General features: G+C 58.1%; 10 protein-coding genes. 3 read left to right on the top strand and 7 right to left on the bottom strand.

The features are described from left to right. Positions 1 to 9: 9 nt before the first annotated feature. From H5P28_RS17220 to H5P28_RS17205, 4 genes are all read right to left on the bottom strand, one after another. Positions 10 to 3639, bottom strand: coding sequence for a hypothetical protein (locus tag H5P28_RS17220; RefSeq protein ID WP_185676929.1), 3630 nt, complete (start codon positions 3637 to 3639; stop codon positions 10 to 12). 253 nt (positions 3640 to 3892) lie between these two features. Further along, entirely contained in the window at positions 3893 to 4786 is an 894-nt protein-coding gene (locus tag H5P28_RS17215; protein WP_185676928.1) for an AraC family transcriptional regulator, read from the bottom strand. Positions 4787 to 4916: 130 nt separating this feature from the next. Next, positions 4917 to 6323 carry a sulfatase gene (locus H5P28_RS17210; RefSeq protein WP_185676927.1) on the bottom strand — a complete coding sequence of 469 codons (1407 nt, stop codon included), beginning with the start codon at positions 6321 to 6323 and terminating at the stop codon, positions 4917 to 4919. 154 nt (positions 6324 to 6477) lie between these two features. After that, on the bottom strand, positions 6478 to 7272 hold the full coding sequence (locus H5P28_RS17205; protein ID WP_185676926.1) for a hypothetical protein: 795 nt from the start codon (positions 7270 to 7272) through the stop codon (positions 6478 to 6480). Between the two features lie 481 nt (positions 7273 to 7753). Between H5P28_RS17205 and H5P28_RS17200 the strand changes: the two genes are divergently transcribed. Together H5P28_RS17200 and H5P28_RS17195 are read left to right on the top strand one after the other, a co-directional pair. Beyond that, positions 7754 to 9094, top strand: coding sequence for a BNR repeat-containing protein (locus H5P28_RS17200; protein ID WP_185676925.1), 1341 nt, complete (start codon positions 7754 to 7756; stop codon positions 9092 to 9094). A 52-nt stretch (positions 9095 to 9146) separates the two neighbouring features. Then, positions 9147 to 10568: a sulfatase-like hydrolase/transferase gene (locus tag H5P28_RS17195; protein ID WP_185676924.1), complete on the top strand. Its 1422-nt coding sequence runs from the start codon at positions 9147 to 9149 to the stop codon at positions 10566 to 10568. A gap of 465 nt (positions 10569 to 11033) precedes the next feature. Here the strand turns inward: H5P28_RS17195 and H5P28_RS17190 are convergent, their stop codons facing one another. The 3 genes from H5P28_RS17190 to H5P28_RS17180 all read right to left on the bottom strand — a co-directional run bounded on the left by H5P28_RS17190 (position 11034) and on the right by H5P28_RS17180 (position 14779). After that, positions 11034 to 12041, bottom strand: coding sequence for a hypothetical protein (locus tag H5P28_RS17190; protein ID WP_185676923.1), 1008 nt, complete (start codon positions 12039 to 12041; stop codon positions 11034 to 11036). Between the two features lie 215 nt (positions 12042 to 12256). Then, on the bottom strand, positions 12257 to 13888 hold the full coding sequence (locus H5P28_RS17185; RefSeq protein ID WP_185676922.1) for a sialate O-acetylesterase: 1632 nt from the start codon (positions 13886 to 13888) through the stop codon (positions 12257 to 12259). Positions 13889 to 13969: 81 nt separating this feature from the next. After that, positions 13970 to 14779, bottom strand: coding sequence for a type II secretion system protein (locus H5P28_RS17180; RefSeq protein WP_185676921.1), 810 nt, complete (start codon positions 14777 to 14779; stop codon positions 13970 to 13972). A gap of 256 nt (positions 14780 to 15035) precedes the next feature. Between H5P28_RS17180 and H5P28_RS17175 the strand changes: the two genes are divergently transcribed. Continuing rightward, entirely contained in the window at positions 15036 to 16283 is a 1248-nt protein-coding gene (locus H5P28_RS17175) for a Gfo/Idh/MocA family protein (protein ID WP_185676920.1), read from the top strand. Positions 16284 to 16297 lie beyond the last annotated feature (14 nt).

Below are 16297 nucleotides of genomic sequence, written 5' to 3'. Positions count from 1 at the left end.
GTTCCATGTTCAGTTGATCCATTGAAAAGCGACGACTTGGTAACGTCGGCCGAAGGTTCGGTTTTCGCTGGAGAGGGGAGTCTCCTCATACTCTTCAGTGGTAGAGTTGAACGTGTAGGGCCTGTCGCTGTCAACGTTCGCGTCCTTGTCAAAGTACTCGGGCAGGCGTTGCACAACCAGCTCGCACCTGGCGGTCGCCATGATTTCGCCGGTCGCGGGGTTGAGCACCTCGCCATAGCTCCTGATCCGGAAGACATCGCTGCGGGCCGAGATGACCGGGGCGATGGCCTGGAGTATGTCGCCCTGCTTGACCCACTGGGCAATGCCGTCGCTCATACTTCCCTCGAAAACCTGCGGAATCGTATTGGCCCCGATAGTTACACCATTGGGCAGACTGCCGTTGTCGAAGTGATCTGAAGCGATGGCGTTGTTGATGCCGGAGTTGCGGATGGCAGCTTCCAGCGGGCCGTAGAGGCCCTCTTCCGTGTTGCCGGTGACGAGGCGGCGGTTGACGAAATCGCTCAGGGAGAAGAACGGCCCCCTGCGCTTGACCTGTTCGACGATCGCTTCGGCGAGGCTTTCGAGTTCGGCGTCACTCAACTGCCGGAAGCCGTTCCAGACCTCGGATGTCGTGCCGCCCACTCCGGCCAGCGGATCGCTGAAGCGCGAGACCGGGTACTCCAGGCCAGCGGCGATGGTGTTGCTGACCGGGTCGTAGCTGAGCTGGTTGAGCCCGCCCAGGACGGCTTTCCAGGCGCTGACCGAAGTGCTGTTGATGTCGAACATCCCGTCCACGCCGAGGTACTCGGCGGTCAGGGCGGGGTCCGAAAGATCGGTGATGTTGTCCGGTTTACTGGTGTAGAAGTAGCGGGAGTTCAGGGGCAGCGGCTCTCCGGCCTGTACCTCGGTGGGAGAGGGGGCGGTGTTTAGCCCGGAAAAAAAGAAGCCGTCCCAGAGCGCATGGTTTTGGAGAAAAGCCTCGTCGAGCGGGGAAAGCTCATTGTCGAGTGCGCCGGTGAATCCATTGGTCAGGTAAAAGTTCGCGGTGTCCCGCAGGCGGGGATCGGCGGTACCGCTGCCGATCCCGTAGGCATGGCTGGCGTTTGTCTCCGAGGTGAGCATGTGCTGGAGCGCACCGAGGGAGAGGATGCCGGTACCGTCGCGGGGTACGTCAAAGAAAGACAGCTTGGACAAGCCCGTTCCCTGCACGATCCCCGGGCCGAACATCGGCTCCAGTGTGCTCGGGTCGAGTTGGATGTTTGGTGAGGGAAGCCCGAATAGCCCGTTATTGGCGTACTTGGTGTAAACCCCGAGCGCGCCTGCGGTGACGTTGGAACTGCCAGCGGGGTCGGCGGCGTTTTTCATCTGCCGGGGGGCGCGGAAGTTCTCGCCGACCAGCCAGCGCTTGCTGATCCGGTAGCCAGCCTTGAGTCCGGTCTGGGCGGGGGTGGCCAGGTCGTTGTCCGGATAGGTCATCCCAGTGGCAGCGACAGCATCAAAGATGATGCTGTGCTTGTCCATCCCGCTCTCATCTGAGAAACCAAAGTAGGGCAGGATGGCGGTATCGCGGCTATTCGTGTCTGCCACCGTGTTACGTTCACTGCGCGGCCATTCCCCAGTGCGGCCCGGGGCGTTATATTGCATCTGGGCATTGGGATTGGCGACTTCTACATGCTCGATGAGCTGGACGTAGTCGTCGATCTGGGGGGAGTCACCTCCATTATCGCGCAGTCCCAGCGTGAGGTAGAACGAGTTGATACGCTGGTCCATGTTTGTCGACTTGACGTCGGTATTGAAATGGATGGCTCCCTGCTCCCGGTAGATTGCATTCGGATTTGCATTCGAATTCGGAGAATAAATCTCGCGCTGTTCAGGGGAGTTGTCCGCCTGGGACCATTCCACGCTGGCCCGGATGAGGCTTCCAGTGCTGTCCTTGTTCTCCATAATCACGCTGCTTGGCGAGACCATGGCGGGCTCTGTCGCCAGTAGATTGTTACCGGTGTAATCAGCCCCGTCAACCGACACGCCGAACGAGCGGACCTGCCCGGGTTCAAGGGTGACGCTTGGCAGGCGGAAGGAAAAACCAGTATACTCGGTGCCCACCGTATCGGTGAACCGGAACAAGTCGCCGTTATCGAGAATGTTCGGCGCGCTGGTGTTGCCAAAGGGAAGGCTGTTGCCGCCCCATCCGCTCGGGTCGAAGCACTCCACCAAGAGTTTGCCCGGATCATACAGCTTGATCCAGTCGTTACCGAGATAGACGCCTGATTTACGGTCCGAGGAGCGACGCTCCAGCGCAAAGTCCACCCAGAGGTCGTCATTGATGCTCAACGGCACGTTATAGGGGTTCCACAAGACCACGATGGGGGCGATTTTATAGATCATGACATCCCCGAGTACGTTGTTGCGTCTGAGGACGGGGGTGATTTTTAGCCAGTAGCGGGTGATGACCGGGTAGAGCCCGTAGGTGCTGTCGGTATGCTTGCGTACTTCGAGATGGCCGTCGTCGTCCGCCAGGTGAAAGTAAGAGCGCATCTGCTCCCAGGTGGGGGCAGCGGGCATGGGGTGCGTGGCTGTGCCGTTGGGGTATTTGACAAAGCTATGGGAGCCGCCGGCCTGTGTATAGCGGGGCAGCCCGGTGCTGAAGGCCATCGCGCCGGAGTCATCCTGGCGCAGGAGCGTGCTCAGGTCGGTCCGGAACCCGCCCCGCAGCGTGTCAGTGACCAGCCCGTATCCATAGGTTGTGACATCGTTGAGCACCTCGCCCATCTCCTGACGGGAGACACTTCCGCCGAGGGAGCTGAGGTTGGCGATGTGTTCGTTGGAGATGAGGTTCGGAAACTCATCGCTGTACTGGGGGAAATTGGCAAGCCCGCTGACTTCGCTCTGGATGGCTTCGACCGCGTTGCGCTGGTTGACCATGAAGCTGGCCTTCTTACGCGTCATGTCCGCCAGCATATCGTCGCGTCCCCTATCCAGCAGGTTTGCCTTGGCCTTGGTTCCTTCGGCACCGACCCAATAGGCATAGCGACCTTTGGCCTTGTCATTTGAGTCCACATCGACGACTTCGACATCCACCCGTGACGGGTTTCCCTGCGGAAGATTTTCTCCGGCCAGCGTCACAAGGTTGCTGGCGCTGACTTCAGCGGAGGCGTGGTCCAGGTTGGTAAGTGACGAATGATTGGAAGCGGAAACCAGCCAGCCCAGAAAACGCGTTTCGCGACGGTTTTCGTAATCATAGTAATCAGAGGTCGGGTTGAAGTCGGAATTGAGCAGGTCCGCTCCGGGGTCCACGTCCCAGACGCCGATCCAGGCCGGATTGGCGACGCCGGTCATGTCCGTGTCGGCCGGGGTCGTGTCGAGGATCGCGGCAGACACGGTTACGCGCTGGTCGGGGCCGGTCATTTTCTGCAATTCGGCCAGTGCTTGTGTGGCACCCAGGATGGCGTTTTGCCGGGCTTGTTCCCTTGCCTTCGACATCACCTGGGTCGAGATCTCGACCCGTGAGAAGGTGGACATAGCGATCATCAGCAACAGGATGAACGCCATGAGTGAGATCGCCACGATCAAGGCGAAACCGGACTGCCGGCTCTTGGGGTGGCGACACGAGACAGCTTGAGTTGTCGTATCAAGGTTCATGCGGGGTATGGTCAGAGGAGAACAAATGAGCCAGGCTCAGGGTGGGTTTGCAGGGGTTCTCTTGTCGCCTATATATTCGTGCTTTGTAAACCGTCAGTCAATGGGCAGGGGCATGCGCAATAGTAACCGTGTCGATCATCGGCATAAAGTCGGGTAACCTTTATAAGATGAGTGATTTTTCTCATCTCCACAGGGCTGGGGGGACATTGATCCAGCCTATACTGCCGGCGCATTGAAAGGCGGGTAGCGCTCTTTATTTGTGGTCCTTGGAGAACGGATCTTTTGAGCGGGATTTGTTGGCCAGGCTGATGGGGGCACCGGGCGAGCTCTGGCCGAAATACCATGAGGAGGAGTCCGCCTTATAGGTGGTCAGCCGTCGCCGCCACTGATAGGGGGAAAGGCCATACTCGCGCTTGAAGTTGCGGTGGAAATCCACGGCGTTGGAGAAGCCTGCCAGCGGATAGATATTGTCGATCTTCAGGTCGGTGTTCATGAGCAGGCGGGTCGCTTCATACAGGCGAAGTCGCCGGAAGACCACCAGCGGGGAGACATTGTACATGGTTTGGAAATCTCGGCGCATTTGGCTGGTGGAGACCCCGGCCTGCTCGGCGACCTGCTCCATGGTCGGACGCTGGCGGATGTGATCGAGGTACCACTCTTCGGCCCGGCGTACACGCTCGTACTCACGACGGAAGATCGGGCGTTGGCGCTTGAAGTTGCAATCGTCCAGAAAGTAGAGGGACAGGGTCAGGAGAGCCTTGTTACCGTGCAGGTCGAGTAATTCGGTCGGGTTATGGTAGTGCGGCAGCAGGTCGTCGGCGAGTTGCCGGATGGTGTCGGCCTCCTTTTCATCGAGATCGCGGCAGAGCCAGTCCTGGTCATCGAACATGTTACGCAGCGGCTCGGGAACGTAGCTGAAGTGAAAAGCGAAACGGGTAATGCGTGAGGGGCGGGTCGTCCACTGGTAAACGATTCCCGGACGCATGAGCCAGAGGCAATTCCCGCGTGGCTCCAGCGGGGTGGTGCCCTCTATCAAGGGAGCGCCCTTGCCCTTGAGGATGGCGTAGAATTCCCAACTGTAGCGTACGGCCAGCGGGTCCACGTCGTTTTTGAAATTTCGCTGACCGCAGGCTAAGTACCGTAACATAACAGACTGAGAATAAAGCGGTCAGGGGGGAGTCGTCAAATGAACGTTGTCCGGGTGCGGGTGTTCCAAAAGGACCATCCGGTATGGATGGTCCCTTGAGGAAACTGTTTGGACGTCGGTTTCGCGGGTGCTATTTGGCCCGTTGCATTTGGTCGTCGAGTGCCTGGCGCAGAGTATTCAGCTCGGCTGCGTAAGCAGAGTCGGTTGTCAGGTTCTTGCGTCCGAGGGGATCTTGCTCCCGGTCGAGCAGTAGTTCCTCGACCTTGCCAGCCTTGTTGTAACGGGCGTAGACATAACGTTCGGTTGAGACGGCGTCCCCGTTGAACATGCGCGAATAGGCGTATCCGGAATCCTGGCGTCCGGTATTCGCGCTCGGCCCAAAGAGGTCCTGCCCCTGAAGGTGCTGCGGGACGGGAAGCCCGGCCAACCCGCAGAGGGTCGGGTAAATATCGACCGCCTCCACGACCTCATCTGACTGGGCCGGGGCGCGCCCGGGGGCGCGGATGAGAAGCGGAACCCGCAACGCCTCGGGGAGTAGGATGAGCTTGCCCCAGACATTATGCTCGCCGAGGAGCCATCCGTGGTCACCCCAGAGCACGATGATTGTGTTGTCGGCCTGTCCGGTTGCTTCGAGTGCGTCGAGGAGTTTGCCGACCAGCCGGTCCACGTAGCGGACGCAGGCGTAGTAGCCGTGCTTGGCCGTCTGGTGCCACAGCTCACTGTTGTAGGGGATGCCGTGGTCGCCGTAGAACTGGATTTCGTTCGAGGGAGTAAGGGATTCAGGTGAGCCGGCGGGTAGCTCCCGGTTGACGGCCAGTGAAATCGAGCCCTCGTCAAAGGCATCCCAATCCTGTGCGGGAGCGTAGAAGGGGAGGTGCGGACGGATGAAGCCGACTGCGAGGAAGAAGGGTTTCCCGGCGGCGGAGAGTTCCTTGAGGTCCGCGAGGGATTTGTCCAAAACTTGTCCGTCGAAGTAGGCCGAGTCCTCGACTTCGGCGCGTTCGTAAAACGGGCCGCGATTACGGACTCCGCCGAGGTGCTTCTTGCTCTCGGGATTGAGCATGGCGCCGTGGCTGATGGAGGGCATCCAGGCGGGCCGTGACCAGCCGTCGGTTGAATCGTTCCTGTTGTGAAAAATTTTCCCGTTGCTGTACGTGGTGTAGCCATGCTCCTTGAACCATGCCGGAAGCGTGGGCATGCCGGGGGCGTCCTCGTCGGCGCGCGAGTCGAAAGCAGTGAAGCGCTTTGCCGTTGGAAGCATTCCGCTCAGCATGCTTGAGCGTGAGGCTCCGCAGACCGGCACCTGGCTGTAGGCCTGATTGAACAGCGTCGCATCGGCGGCCAGCCGATCAATGTTGGGTGACTGTATCTCCTTGTTGCCATAGGCTCCCAACTCGGGCCGGAGATCGTCGATGGCGATGAAGAGCACGTTGGGGGCAGTCTGCTCATTGCCCTGTGCCTGCAGCAGGGCTATCGGGGCTGCGCAGAGGATCGTGGCCACCGAGGGGATGATCCCGAGAAATCTGTTATTAGACATAGTGGGGCTTCCTGTAACTGGATTAAGCCTTTTCAGCCGCTTGACAAGTTATCCGGCAAGAGGCTTGGAAACGAGACGGTCTTCTGCGGTGGACCGGGGCCGTGCGACCCCGGTCCGACAGAAAAGTGCTGATGCGCTTGGGTAATGGGGTTTGTTACTTGCGCGAGCGCAGGTAGCGGCGACCCAGGAGGGTGAAGGCCCCAGCAAGCGCGAGCAGGCACAGGGAGGTTTCGCCCGGCTCGGGGACCGTGGTGACCAGCATGTTGTCGAAGGTGGGTTTGCCGTTGCTTTCGGCGAATAAGCCGAAACCGTTGTTGGTCCAGCTTTCGGGGTCTGCTCCGAAGTTGGCGGTGTTGGCCACGTTCAGATTCTCTTCACTGCCGCGCCGGGTGATGGAGAACTCGATGCTTCCTTCGACATCTTCGACATAGGTCGTCACCGTGATCGTGTACCAAGTGTTTGCGGTGAAGGTTTCGGTGGCGTCGCTTTTCGTGACCAGTGTTGATGTCACAGGGCTGCCGCCTTCCATGCGAAGGGCCTGGTAGGAATTTGATCCGATCTTGAAGCGCACGATTTCGAAATTGTTCATGCTATGGACATCAAACATCAGCCCGATCCATCCGGTGGATGCATCGGCAGCGAAAATGTCCACCGAGTAGGTGAACGACTGGGTGTCTGAAAGGGAGACTGACTGATTGAGGATACGAGGAGCACCGGTCGGGGGGGCCGGAGGGGTGGTTTTGTCAGTGACGAGGGTGCCATCGTTGATCGCCCATTCGCCATCAGCTTGCGGCCAGACCCAGCCGTTGCCTATGAGGGTATCATTATTGGTCGGGCCGACATTCGCCCGGTTGAAATCATCGGAGAACACCACTGTGCTTGCGTGAAGCGAAGTGATGCCCAGCGCGGAGGCTGCGAGGAGTAGGAGGAATCGGGGGGTGTTTTTCATAACGGGTATCGCTAGGGATTGATTGGTTCGAAATAAGGACACGATTAAGGATCGTGTTACTGTCAGTCTCCTGCAAGTGGGATGGCTCGTCACATTTATAACAAATTCGCTCAAGACGGGGTTGGGGTAGGCGGGTTGACGGGGCGAGGCCCCACTAATCTGCAGGTACGCGAACGGACAGACTTATTGATGAAGCGTGTCTTTCTTTTGGGTGATGAGGGTCGAGCCTGTGTCTTGAATGAAAGAGGGGCCCCCGTGGGTATTTGCTACCGGGATCCCGCCGTGATTTTATTAATTGGCTGATAAGGTTAGTATTCTGCAGGTCTTTTCGGGTTGTTCGGGATATAGATCGAGCGTATCTCTCTGGTAGTATAAGGCGGGATTTTGCACCGCCCGAAACTATCAAATTTCGTATACCCTTATGCCTATCATCCCCCACATGAGACTTGCAGTTATTGGCTTGAGCTGCACTTTGTTTGCTATGAATTTCAGTCATGCTGGCCCAGTTGTGGACAGTGACGAATCCAAGCCTACTCCGCCCCAACTGCTCGATGCGCAGGAGCTTGACAATGTTTGGTCGGGGCATCGGGTTGGCTTTTACCTGCTGACGGTTCCTCCGTACCAGTACGTGGCCTATTACGACGCTGACCGGCAGATGACGATTGCTCAGCGGCGACTGGATTCCTCGGATTGGACCTATAAGAGGCTCCCCTCGAAGCTCGGATGGGATAGCCATAACTACATCGTCATGGCCCTCGACAAGGAGGGGTACATACACGTCAGCGGCAACATGCATGTCAACCCGCTGGTCTATTTCCGCTCCACACAGCCTTACGACGTCACGACGCTGGAGGCGGCTCCCATGACCGGCCGGGACGAGCAGCGAGTGACCTATCCGCGTTTCATGAAAAACGCGGACGGCGATCTTGTCTTTTATTACCGCGATGGTTCCAGCGGTAACGGCGTGAACTACTATAACATTTATGATACGGACACCCAAAAGTGGAAACGCCTGATAGACCGTTCCATTCTCGACGGCGAATCTATGATGAACGCCTATCCCCTGGGACCGACCTTGGGGCCGGACGGCTACTACCATATGTCCTGGGTATGGCGCGACACCGTTGACTGCGAGACTAACCACGACCTTTCCTATGCGCGCAGCCGCGATCTCGTCCATTGGGAAACGGCCGCGGGCGAGCCGCTGAAGCTACCCCTGACCATTGAAACTCCCGGCCTCATCGTGGACCCGATCCCGGTCGAGGGTGGGATCATCAACGGCTCGGGGAAGATCGGCTTCGACTCAAAGGGAAGGGTGGTCCTCACCTACCACAAGTTCGACGAGCAGGGCAACACGCAGCTCTACCATGCCCGTTGGGAGGATGACCACTGGCAGTTTTATCAGACCTCGGACTGGGACTACCGCTGGTATTTCAGCGGCGGCGGCTCCATCGAAAGCACGGATGTGCGTCACGGCAGTGTGGCTCCGGCCGGCAAGGGGCTGCTGAAAGAGCAGATCAGCCACGTCAAGTATCCCAGTGGCGAGTACCTGCTGAGTGAAGAAGACTTTTCAGTGGTTGATATCCTCAAGCCGGACCCGGCAGAGCAAGCCTTTTACCGGAAGTTGTACCGGGTCGAGTCGGACTTCCCCGGGATGAAGACGGTCCGCGCCTATGATCAGGGCGAGGATCTCAATCCGGGTGAAAAATACATCCTGCAGTGGGAAACGCTACCGCCGAATCGCGACGTCGCCCGCCCCAAGCCGTGGCCGGAACCGTCGCCGCTGCGCCTGTTCAAAGTCAGTGTGGATGAAAATCCTTGAGGGCCTAGAATCGTTTAACGCCTTTATCTTGCTAACTTCCGTCTCTACTATCGTGAACATAAAAACGCTCGTCTTACTCCTGTCATTGCTGAGTGGTGCGCTGTACGGACGCCCGCTGAACGTCCTGTTGATCACGGGGGACGATCACGGAGTCGAGATGGATGCCTACGGGGACGATCAGGCGCATACACCGAATCTCAACCGCCTCGGTGAGATGGGCGTGCTGTTCGAGCGCGGCTACGTGACGCAGTCCTCGTGTTCGCCTTCGCGCAGCAGTATTTTAACCGGACTGTACCCGCACCAAAACGGGCAGTTGGGGCTGGCCCATGTCGGTTACGCGATCAACCCCGAGCTTCCCAACCTGGCCGTCGAGATGAAAAACGCGGGCTACATGACGGGCATCATCGGCAAGCTTCATGTCGAGCCCGCCAGTGCGTTCCCCTTCGATCTGGACAATTCCAAGTTCGTGCTGGGCTCACGGGATGTGGCCGAGGTCTCGCGTCGGGCTGACGCCTTTATGGGCGAGGCGGAAAAGGCCGGCCGTCCGTTCTTCCTCTACGTGAATTTCTTTGATCCGCATCGTCCCTACGATGCGGGAGCTTTTCAGACCAAGGGGATCCCGAGCCACCCGCATACGGCGGAGGAGGTCGAGCTGCTGCCTTTTGTCGCCCTGGATTTCCCCGGGATGCGCCATGATGTGGCTGGCTACTACAGTGCGCTTGAACGGGTGGACTGGGGCGTTGGTTTGTTGATTGAAGACTTGAAGCGCCGCAACTTATTGGATGATACGCTTATCATTTATGTCGGCGATCATGGCGCGCCTTTTGCGCGCGCCAAGACGACCTGCTACGAGGCCGGTGTGAGGATTCCATTCCTTGTTTACGTGCCCGGTGCGTTGGCTAACGGTTCCCGCGATGCTCGTTTCGTCAGCACCGTTGACATCATGCCGACTATTCTGGAGGCGGCGGGGCTGGAGGTTCCACCGGGTCTGGCCGGGCGCAGCCTGTTGCCGCTGCTCGAGAACGACGCGGACCCCAAATGGCGAACAATGATTGCGACCGAGTACACGGCCCACCGCGTCGATCATTACTACCCGCGCCGGGCGATTCGAGACGGGCGTTACAAGCTGATTCTCAACCTTGAGTCCGGGCGGAAAAATCCGGCTGTTCCCGGACAGTACAAGGCTCCGCCGGAGGGCGATCCGTGGCGGGCGGTGATGGAAGTCTTCCTCTATCCTCCCCGTTACGAACTCTACGACGTGGAGGCGGACCCATATGAGCTTCACAATCTCAGCGACGATCCTGCCTATGCCGATACGCTGCTTAAATTACAGGAGGAACTGACGGCCTGGCGCCTGGAAACGGACGATCCCACGCTTGACCCGGAATACCTCAAACGCCTGGGTGCTCAGCATGCAAAATTGGCGGGTGGCAAGTGGGTGCCGCTGGAGGAGCCTGAGACATCGAGCCTTTGAGGCGGACGCTGGCTGTCGATTTAGGGCCTGCTCAGGTCAGCGCTCAACGGGAGGGGAATGGTCTTTTTCGACCCGCTATCGGCGTTTTTCGACTCGTCTCAAAACCTCAGCCCGTGTTCGGAAAATTCCTAATGTAGAAATGACGTAGCGCCATATGCCGCGCGGCGTGCCGTCGATGGCTAGCGGGCATGTTGGTCAGTTCGTTGGAGCGCCGGGGGGATCGGTATCTACTCGCGGTCAGTTGAGAGGAGTGTCAGGAAACCCGTATTGCTGTGTGCCTGTTATGGCCAGATGTCGGACGGAACGGAACAGCCGTCGGTTTGGTGTTTTGCCGAAGAAGGGCACCAGTTCCACATCGTCATTTATCCAGACACGCAACAAGACCCGGCTTTCTTGCCATTGTGCTGCCTGGGCAACACAGAAGCCGGAAACCGGGCCTTGTTATTGATTTATACGGGGAGATGGCTACTTCCTGTGTCGGCGGCTGTACAGGCAGCCTAGCGTGAGAGCACCGATCAGCACCCCGTAGGTGTTGACTTCCGGGATCGCGGTGACTGTCGCCTGAAGGGTATCGTATCCGTCGACATCGACCACTGCCAAGCTGAACTGGTAGTTGCCCAGCGAGGAGATTGTCGGGTTCTCATCAATCGTGATATTGCCAGCTGTATTACGCGACTGAACCAGCGTGAAGGTGTCACCGATCTGCGCGCTGAACCCGGGCATGTCGTCGAAGACAAAAGTAACGCCTGTCAAGTCCGCGTGGGCTCCCACCTCGACGGTGGTGACGCCGCCACTGTCGAAGGAATACATGAGGGTATTGAGTGCGCCCGCCATGATGGATGTGCTGAATGAGATGGAGGAGGCGCCGGACCCGAGTATCTGCATTTCACCCGAGCCGTTGTTTTCGGAGGTCAGGTAAGTGCCGCTGAACGAGCCGCCGGAAACCTTAAAAATGCCACTGCCGTCTCGTGCCAGCACAAGGTTGCCGTTTATTGTCAGTGAGCCTCCTTCCAGGCTGAGGGTTGTTCCTTTGCTGGTATTTGTGCTGATGGCCAGATAGCTCTTGGCGTTGGATACGAATGACCCGCCGGTTATCTTCATGCTGCTGCCGTTCGTGTTGAAGCGGAATTCTGTGACATTGACCGTCCCTCCGCTTTGTTCATATGTGCCGGTGCCGCCGTTGAGGCCAAGATTCAGGCGGTCACTCGTGATGAGTTCGGCGCCGGTCTGGACGGAGAGCTTCCCGTTTGTCGCTACGCCGATTGTTACCAGTTTGGCTTGCGCGCTTGTGGTTACTTGCGCCTCTCCCAGGTTGATTTGAGCATTCACGGTGGCAGAAGGAAGGCCTGAACTCCAGTTCGAGACGGTGCTCCAATCACCTGTTCCGGTGTTCGTCCAATTGGTTGTTTGAGCGCTCATCCACGAGGCCGAAGATAGCAAAGTCAGTGCCAGGATCGAATACTTTGATTGCATAATGCGTAAACGTTGGGGGTTCTAATTAACAAGGTGGTAAACTTGATAATGGGAATGTTTGTAATTGTCCATATACGTGTCAATTGCACGGGCCAGTGGATGCGCGTTTATGTTATAGACCTGCTTATTTCCTGTTGCGGAAAGCTGATTTTAAGCCGAGTGGAGCCCCGAGCGCTCGTGCCTGTCGGGTGCGGTGATGCGCATGGTTGTTTATTCTACCGCGTCAGATCGACGGAGAACGGGCCGACCGGATAGCCTTCGGAATTGTAAAGGCTGATCGTTGATAATACATTGTCTGCTTGCAGGTAGTTCACGCGTACTGGCTCGCTGACTTCTTCACTCCAGAGTCTTACTTTGTTCGAGCCGAGCAACTGGGCGGAGACCGGGTGGGCGTGTCCCTCCGCATCCACGAGTTCGAATCCGCTGAGCGGAAGCGCCTGCTGCTGTTTGCCGCGGATCATTTCGAGCAGAAGCTCGACGCTGGCAGAGGCATTGCGCAGCACGCTGTCTCCGGGACACGAGAATTCCAACAGCACGACGCGGCCCTGCCGGTCGGCCTTGATCAGGTTCGGGCTCTGCTGTTCCCAGCGGCTACCGGTGATGATGCCCTGGGTCATGTCTGCCAAACGCTCGGCGACGACTTGCTTGCCGTAGGGGTGGATGTCGTCGGGATTACCGGTGTCGAGCGTTACGACCAATCCCGCGTTCTTCAGGGCTTCAACGGCTTCGGCCTGCGCGGCCCGGATGGGCACGTAGTTAAAGCTTGTGCTCTGGAACGATGGTAACTGTACGACCATGAAGGGCAGAGAGTCGTTGTCCCAGTCCTGCCGCCACGCGCTGATCATGGCTTCAAGTTGTTCGGCATAGTGCTCGCGGTCGCTGGGCGGAAGGTTGACGGCGGCGTCGCTTTCACCCTGATACCAGATCACGGCGCGGGCCGACAGTCCGCGAAAAGGAGCTACGCGTCCGTTGTAGTAACCGCCGGGGCGCTGCGGGTGGTTCTCGTCGAGGGGGCCGTATTTGATGGCGGAAGGTTTGGCCGGGGTGGGTTTACCGGCAGCTTTCGCGGCTTCGGCGCTGGCATTGTATTGCTTGAGGAGATTGTCGTATTTTTGCCGTTCGGCGGGAATCGCTTCTTGGTAGCGTACCAGGACTTCGTGGGCGGAGGGGTGCTCCGCCAGCATGCGTGGAGTGAACCAGCTTTTTACGCGAGTTCCGCCGACAGCAACTTCGATTATGCCGATGGGGACGTTGGGATTGTTGCGTTGCAGGGCTTGTGCGTAGTAATAACCCAGCAGAGAGAATAGACCGACCTGTTGAGGGTCGTTGGCGATCCATTTGCCGTTGAGTACATCGAATTGCGGTTGACTGGCAGCCCGATAGTCGTGGCAGAATTGACGAATCGTGCCGCTGCCTGCGCGTGCCATTGCGATACGGGCGGGGGCATCCGCCGTCCGACTGATCTGCCAGCGGGCATTGGACTGGCCGGCCAGTAAAATAACCTCACCGACCTGGACGTCCGAAAACGTCAGTGTCGTAGTGCCGTCGGAAATCTTCATTGGATAAGGCCCGCCAGCTTTCATGGGCGGAAGCTCCAACTGCCAGTGTCCGTTTTTCACGGTCGTCTGCGCGTTTTGGTTCTCCAGCCGCACGGTGATGGTTGTGCCGTTATCGCCCTTTCCCCAGAGTTTGATCGGAGCCTCCCGTTGCAGTACCATGTGGTCCCCGAAGAAGGAGGGCACCTCGAGCTTGGCGAGGGACGTGTGCAAGGGCAGGAGCAAGAGGGCGAGCCAAAGGCACAGCGCGAGTGAAACAGGGCGGGTGATAGTGGTCGGTTTATGGATCATTACGAGCGTTGGTTGCGGTGTGGAGAAAGCGGGAGGAGGGCGATAGAAGTCTAAACGCCATTTGAGGGAAAAACTTACCAGCTACTCGGCAGGCGTGATGGACACGTCTTTTTTCGGATGGAAATCCATGCCGGCATTGATGGCAGAAAAAGGCCAGCTATTGCTCACAACCCCGACATGGCCATCTATATAGAGTATGCCGTAGGCTCCGTTGAGGGTCGGTGCGGGGCCGGTGCCGTTCGTGCGCTGGCTCCAGCCATATTTACGGGCGAGGGGCGAGGGGCCGCCGCGGGGATTTGCGACATGGCCGGATCCGATCAGGCTTCCGTTTTCATCGTAGGCGGAGAGGGTGACGAGCAAGGGGGTCGTGGCGGGATCGATGGCATCACTGAACTTGCGCCAGCCTTTTTCGCCGGGCACGCCTTCATATTCGAGAGAAAAGTACTCGTTGAGCCCAAAGACCGCATTGGGGCCGGTCAGGTTCTGCTGCTCAATGAAGTCGTCCTGGCTCACACAACGGTAGGGCTGGTACGTTTTCCAATCTTTGTTTGCAATGAGGTACGGAGGGTTCAGTCCCATGTAGGGAGCCACTTTGTCCGGCCAGCGTCTGCCTGGGCCGGAACGGTCTGTGCCGTCGGCACCGATCAGACCATTGCTGGGTACGTTGCCGTGGTGATCGGCGGCGTAGTTGAACATGCCTATCCCGCATTGGCGAAGGCGTGAGGTTGTCTCGGTGTTGTCGGCCATGCGCCGCACCGCGTTTGTCCCTACCATGAGGAGACTCGCGAGGATGGCGATGACCGCGATCACGCATAGTAGCTCTATCAATGTAAAGCCTGCGCGTTGAGACAAAGAGGTGGAGGCGGATTTGTTGAAAGGGGTAATCAGCATCGATTTTATCATAGCAGCAGTTCCCTTTCCGCTCAATGGGCGTTAATGGCCATGAATATAACAATACTAATCGGATTTTCATTCATGTATTGTTAACTCAAATGGCGAAGGTTGGGATGCGTTGAGCAGGATGAGACTGCCGATCGTTACCTCTGGCCATCCATGTGAAGTGGGCATGGCAAGGGAGATTTCTCCCTGACTGGCCGGTCGAGGGGACTTCCATTCTGTCTGACAACTGCTTCCAGACATATTTGCGATGAATGATCAACCCATACGCCTGGCCCAAATCGGGGTCGGAGGTTTCGGACATTACCACACTCAGGCACTTCTCCAGATGGAGGAGCGGGGGTGGGTGCGACTGGCTGCGGCTGTCGATCCCGCCCTTGACCTTGAGAAGAACCTTGTCCTGCGCGAGGAATGGCAGAGGCGCTCCACCCGCTGCTTCGGTGAACTGCGAGAGTGTCTCAGGCAGATGACCGGGCAACTGGATGCGGTTTTGATCGTTACGCCAATTCCTTACCATTTCGAGATGGCGCTCGCCTGTGTGGATGCGGACTTGTTTGTTTATCTGGAGAAGCCTCCGGTCGCTACCGTGAGGCAGTTGGAACTCCTGCTGAAACACCCGAAGTCGGACCGCATCGCGGTCGGATTCAACCGATCCTGCTGGCCCTGTTTCCGGGAGATGAAAGCGGCCATCGGCCAAGGCCGTCTGGGGAAACTGCGCAGCCTGCGGGCCAGTGCCTTGTGGCCGAGGCCCCGCGCGTATTATGAACGTGCTGCCTGGGCTGGACGTTTGGCCGTCGATGGGCTTCCCGTCTTTGACGGGCCAGCCAGCAATGCCCTTGCGCATCTGGTCATGGGGTTGTTTCAACTGCTGGCTGCGCAGTGCGGCCCGGCTTGTTCGGTTGTTGATCTGGAGGCCGAGTTTTACCGTGCGCACGAGATCGAGAGTTACGATACGCTTTCGCTGACCGCACGTATGGAGGATGGGGTGGAGATGATTATCGCACTGTCACATGCCTGTTTGACGGAACTTCCGGCCACGATCGAAATCCGCGGAGACGAGGCGACGGGGATTATCGACGTGGACTCGGGGTTCTCCACTGTTAACGGTGTGGTGCTGACAGATGTCCTTGGGGGCTCTTATTATGCGCAACTGGTGGATTGCTATGAGAATTTCTGCCGGGGAGTGCAGGCACAATCCGGGACAGACTTCAATACGAACTTGGAAGACACGAGGGGGTATCTCACTTTGCTCGAAACGGCCTATGCGGTCGCGAAAGGCATTCGCACAGTGGGGAAGCACCACCTCGAGTATGATGAAAAGAATATGCCCGGTTGTGTCGGCATTCGCGATATCCCGGTAGTGTTGCGCGAGTTGATGAACGGGGCTCGGCTGTTTTCACGCTGTCCCTCTGCTTCATGGGCAAGAAGCGGACAGGCGAACGAAGCCTGTGACGGCTTGCGTGAGAGCTTGGCGTTTCACTCTCCGGGGAGAACCTGACTTTGTGAAGCTGC

This window comes from Ruficoccus amylovorans (genome assembly GCF_014230085.1).
GTDB lineage: Bacteria > Verrucomicrobiota > Verrucomicrobiia > Opitutales > Cerasicoccaceae > Ruficoccus > Ruficoccus amylovorans.
Note: the sequence above shows the minus strand (reverse complement) of the source record. Positions and strands in the feature narration are given on the sequence as shown.

Bases quoted from the DNA above. Each gene is read 5' to 3' on its own strand.
- H5P28_RS17190 (WP_185676923.1), bottom strand. From the start codon at position 12,041: ATGCAATCAAAGTATTCGATCCTGGCACTGACTTTGCTATCTTCGGCC.
- H5P28_RS17185 (WP_185676922.1), bottom strand. From the start codon at position 13,888: ATGATCCATAAACCGACCACTATCACCCGCCCTGTTTCACTCGCGCTG.
- H5P28_RS17180 (WP_185676921.1), bottom strand. From the start codon at position 14,779: ATGCTGATTACCCCTTTCAACAAATCCGCCTCCACCTCTTTGTCTCAA.
- H5P28_RS17210 (WP_185676927.1), bottom strand. From the start codon at position 6,323: ATGTCTAATAACAGATTTCTCGGGATCATCCCCTCGGTGGCCACGATC.
- H5P28_RS17220 (WP_185676929.1), bottom strand. From the start codon at position 3,639: ATGAACCTTGATACGACAACTCAAGCTGTCTCGTGTCGCCACCCCAAG.
- H5P28_RS17175 (WP_185676920.1), top strand. From the start codon at position 15,036: ATGAATGATCAACCCATACGCCTGGCCCAAATCGGGGTCGGAGGTTTC.
- H5P28_RS17215 (WP_185676928.1), bottom strand. From the start codon at position 4,786: ATGTTACGGTACTTAGCCTGCGGTCAGCGAAATTTCAAAAACGACGTG.
- H5P28_RS17205 (WP_185676926.1), bottom strand. From the start codon at position 7,272: ATGAAAAACACCCCCCGATTCCTCCTACTCCTCGCAGCCTCCGCGCTG.
- H5P28_RS17200 (WP_185676925.1), top strand. From the start codon at position 7,754: ATGAATTTCAGTCATGCTGGCCCAGTTGTGGACAGTGACGAATCCAAG.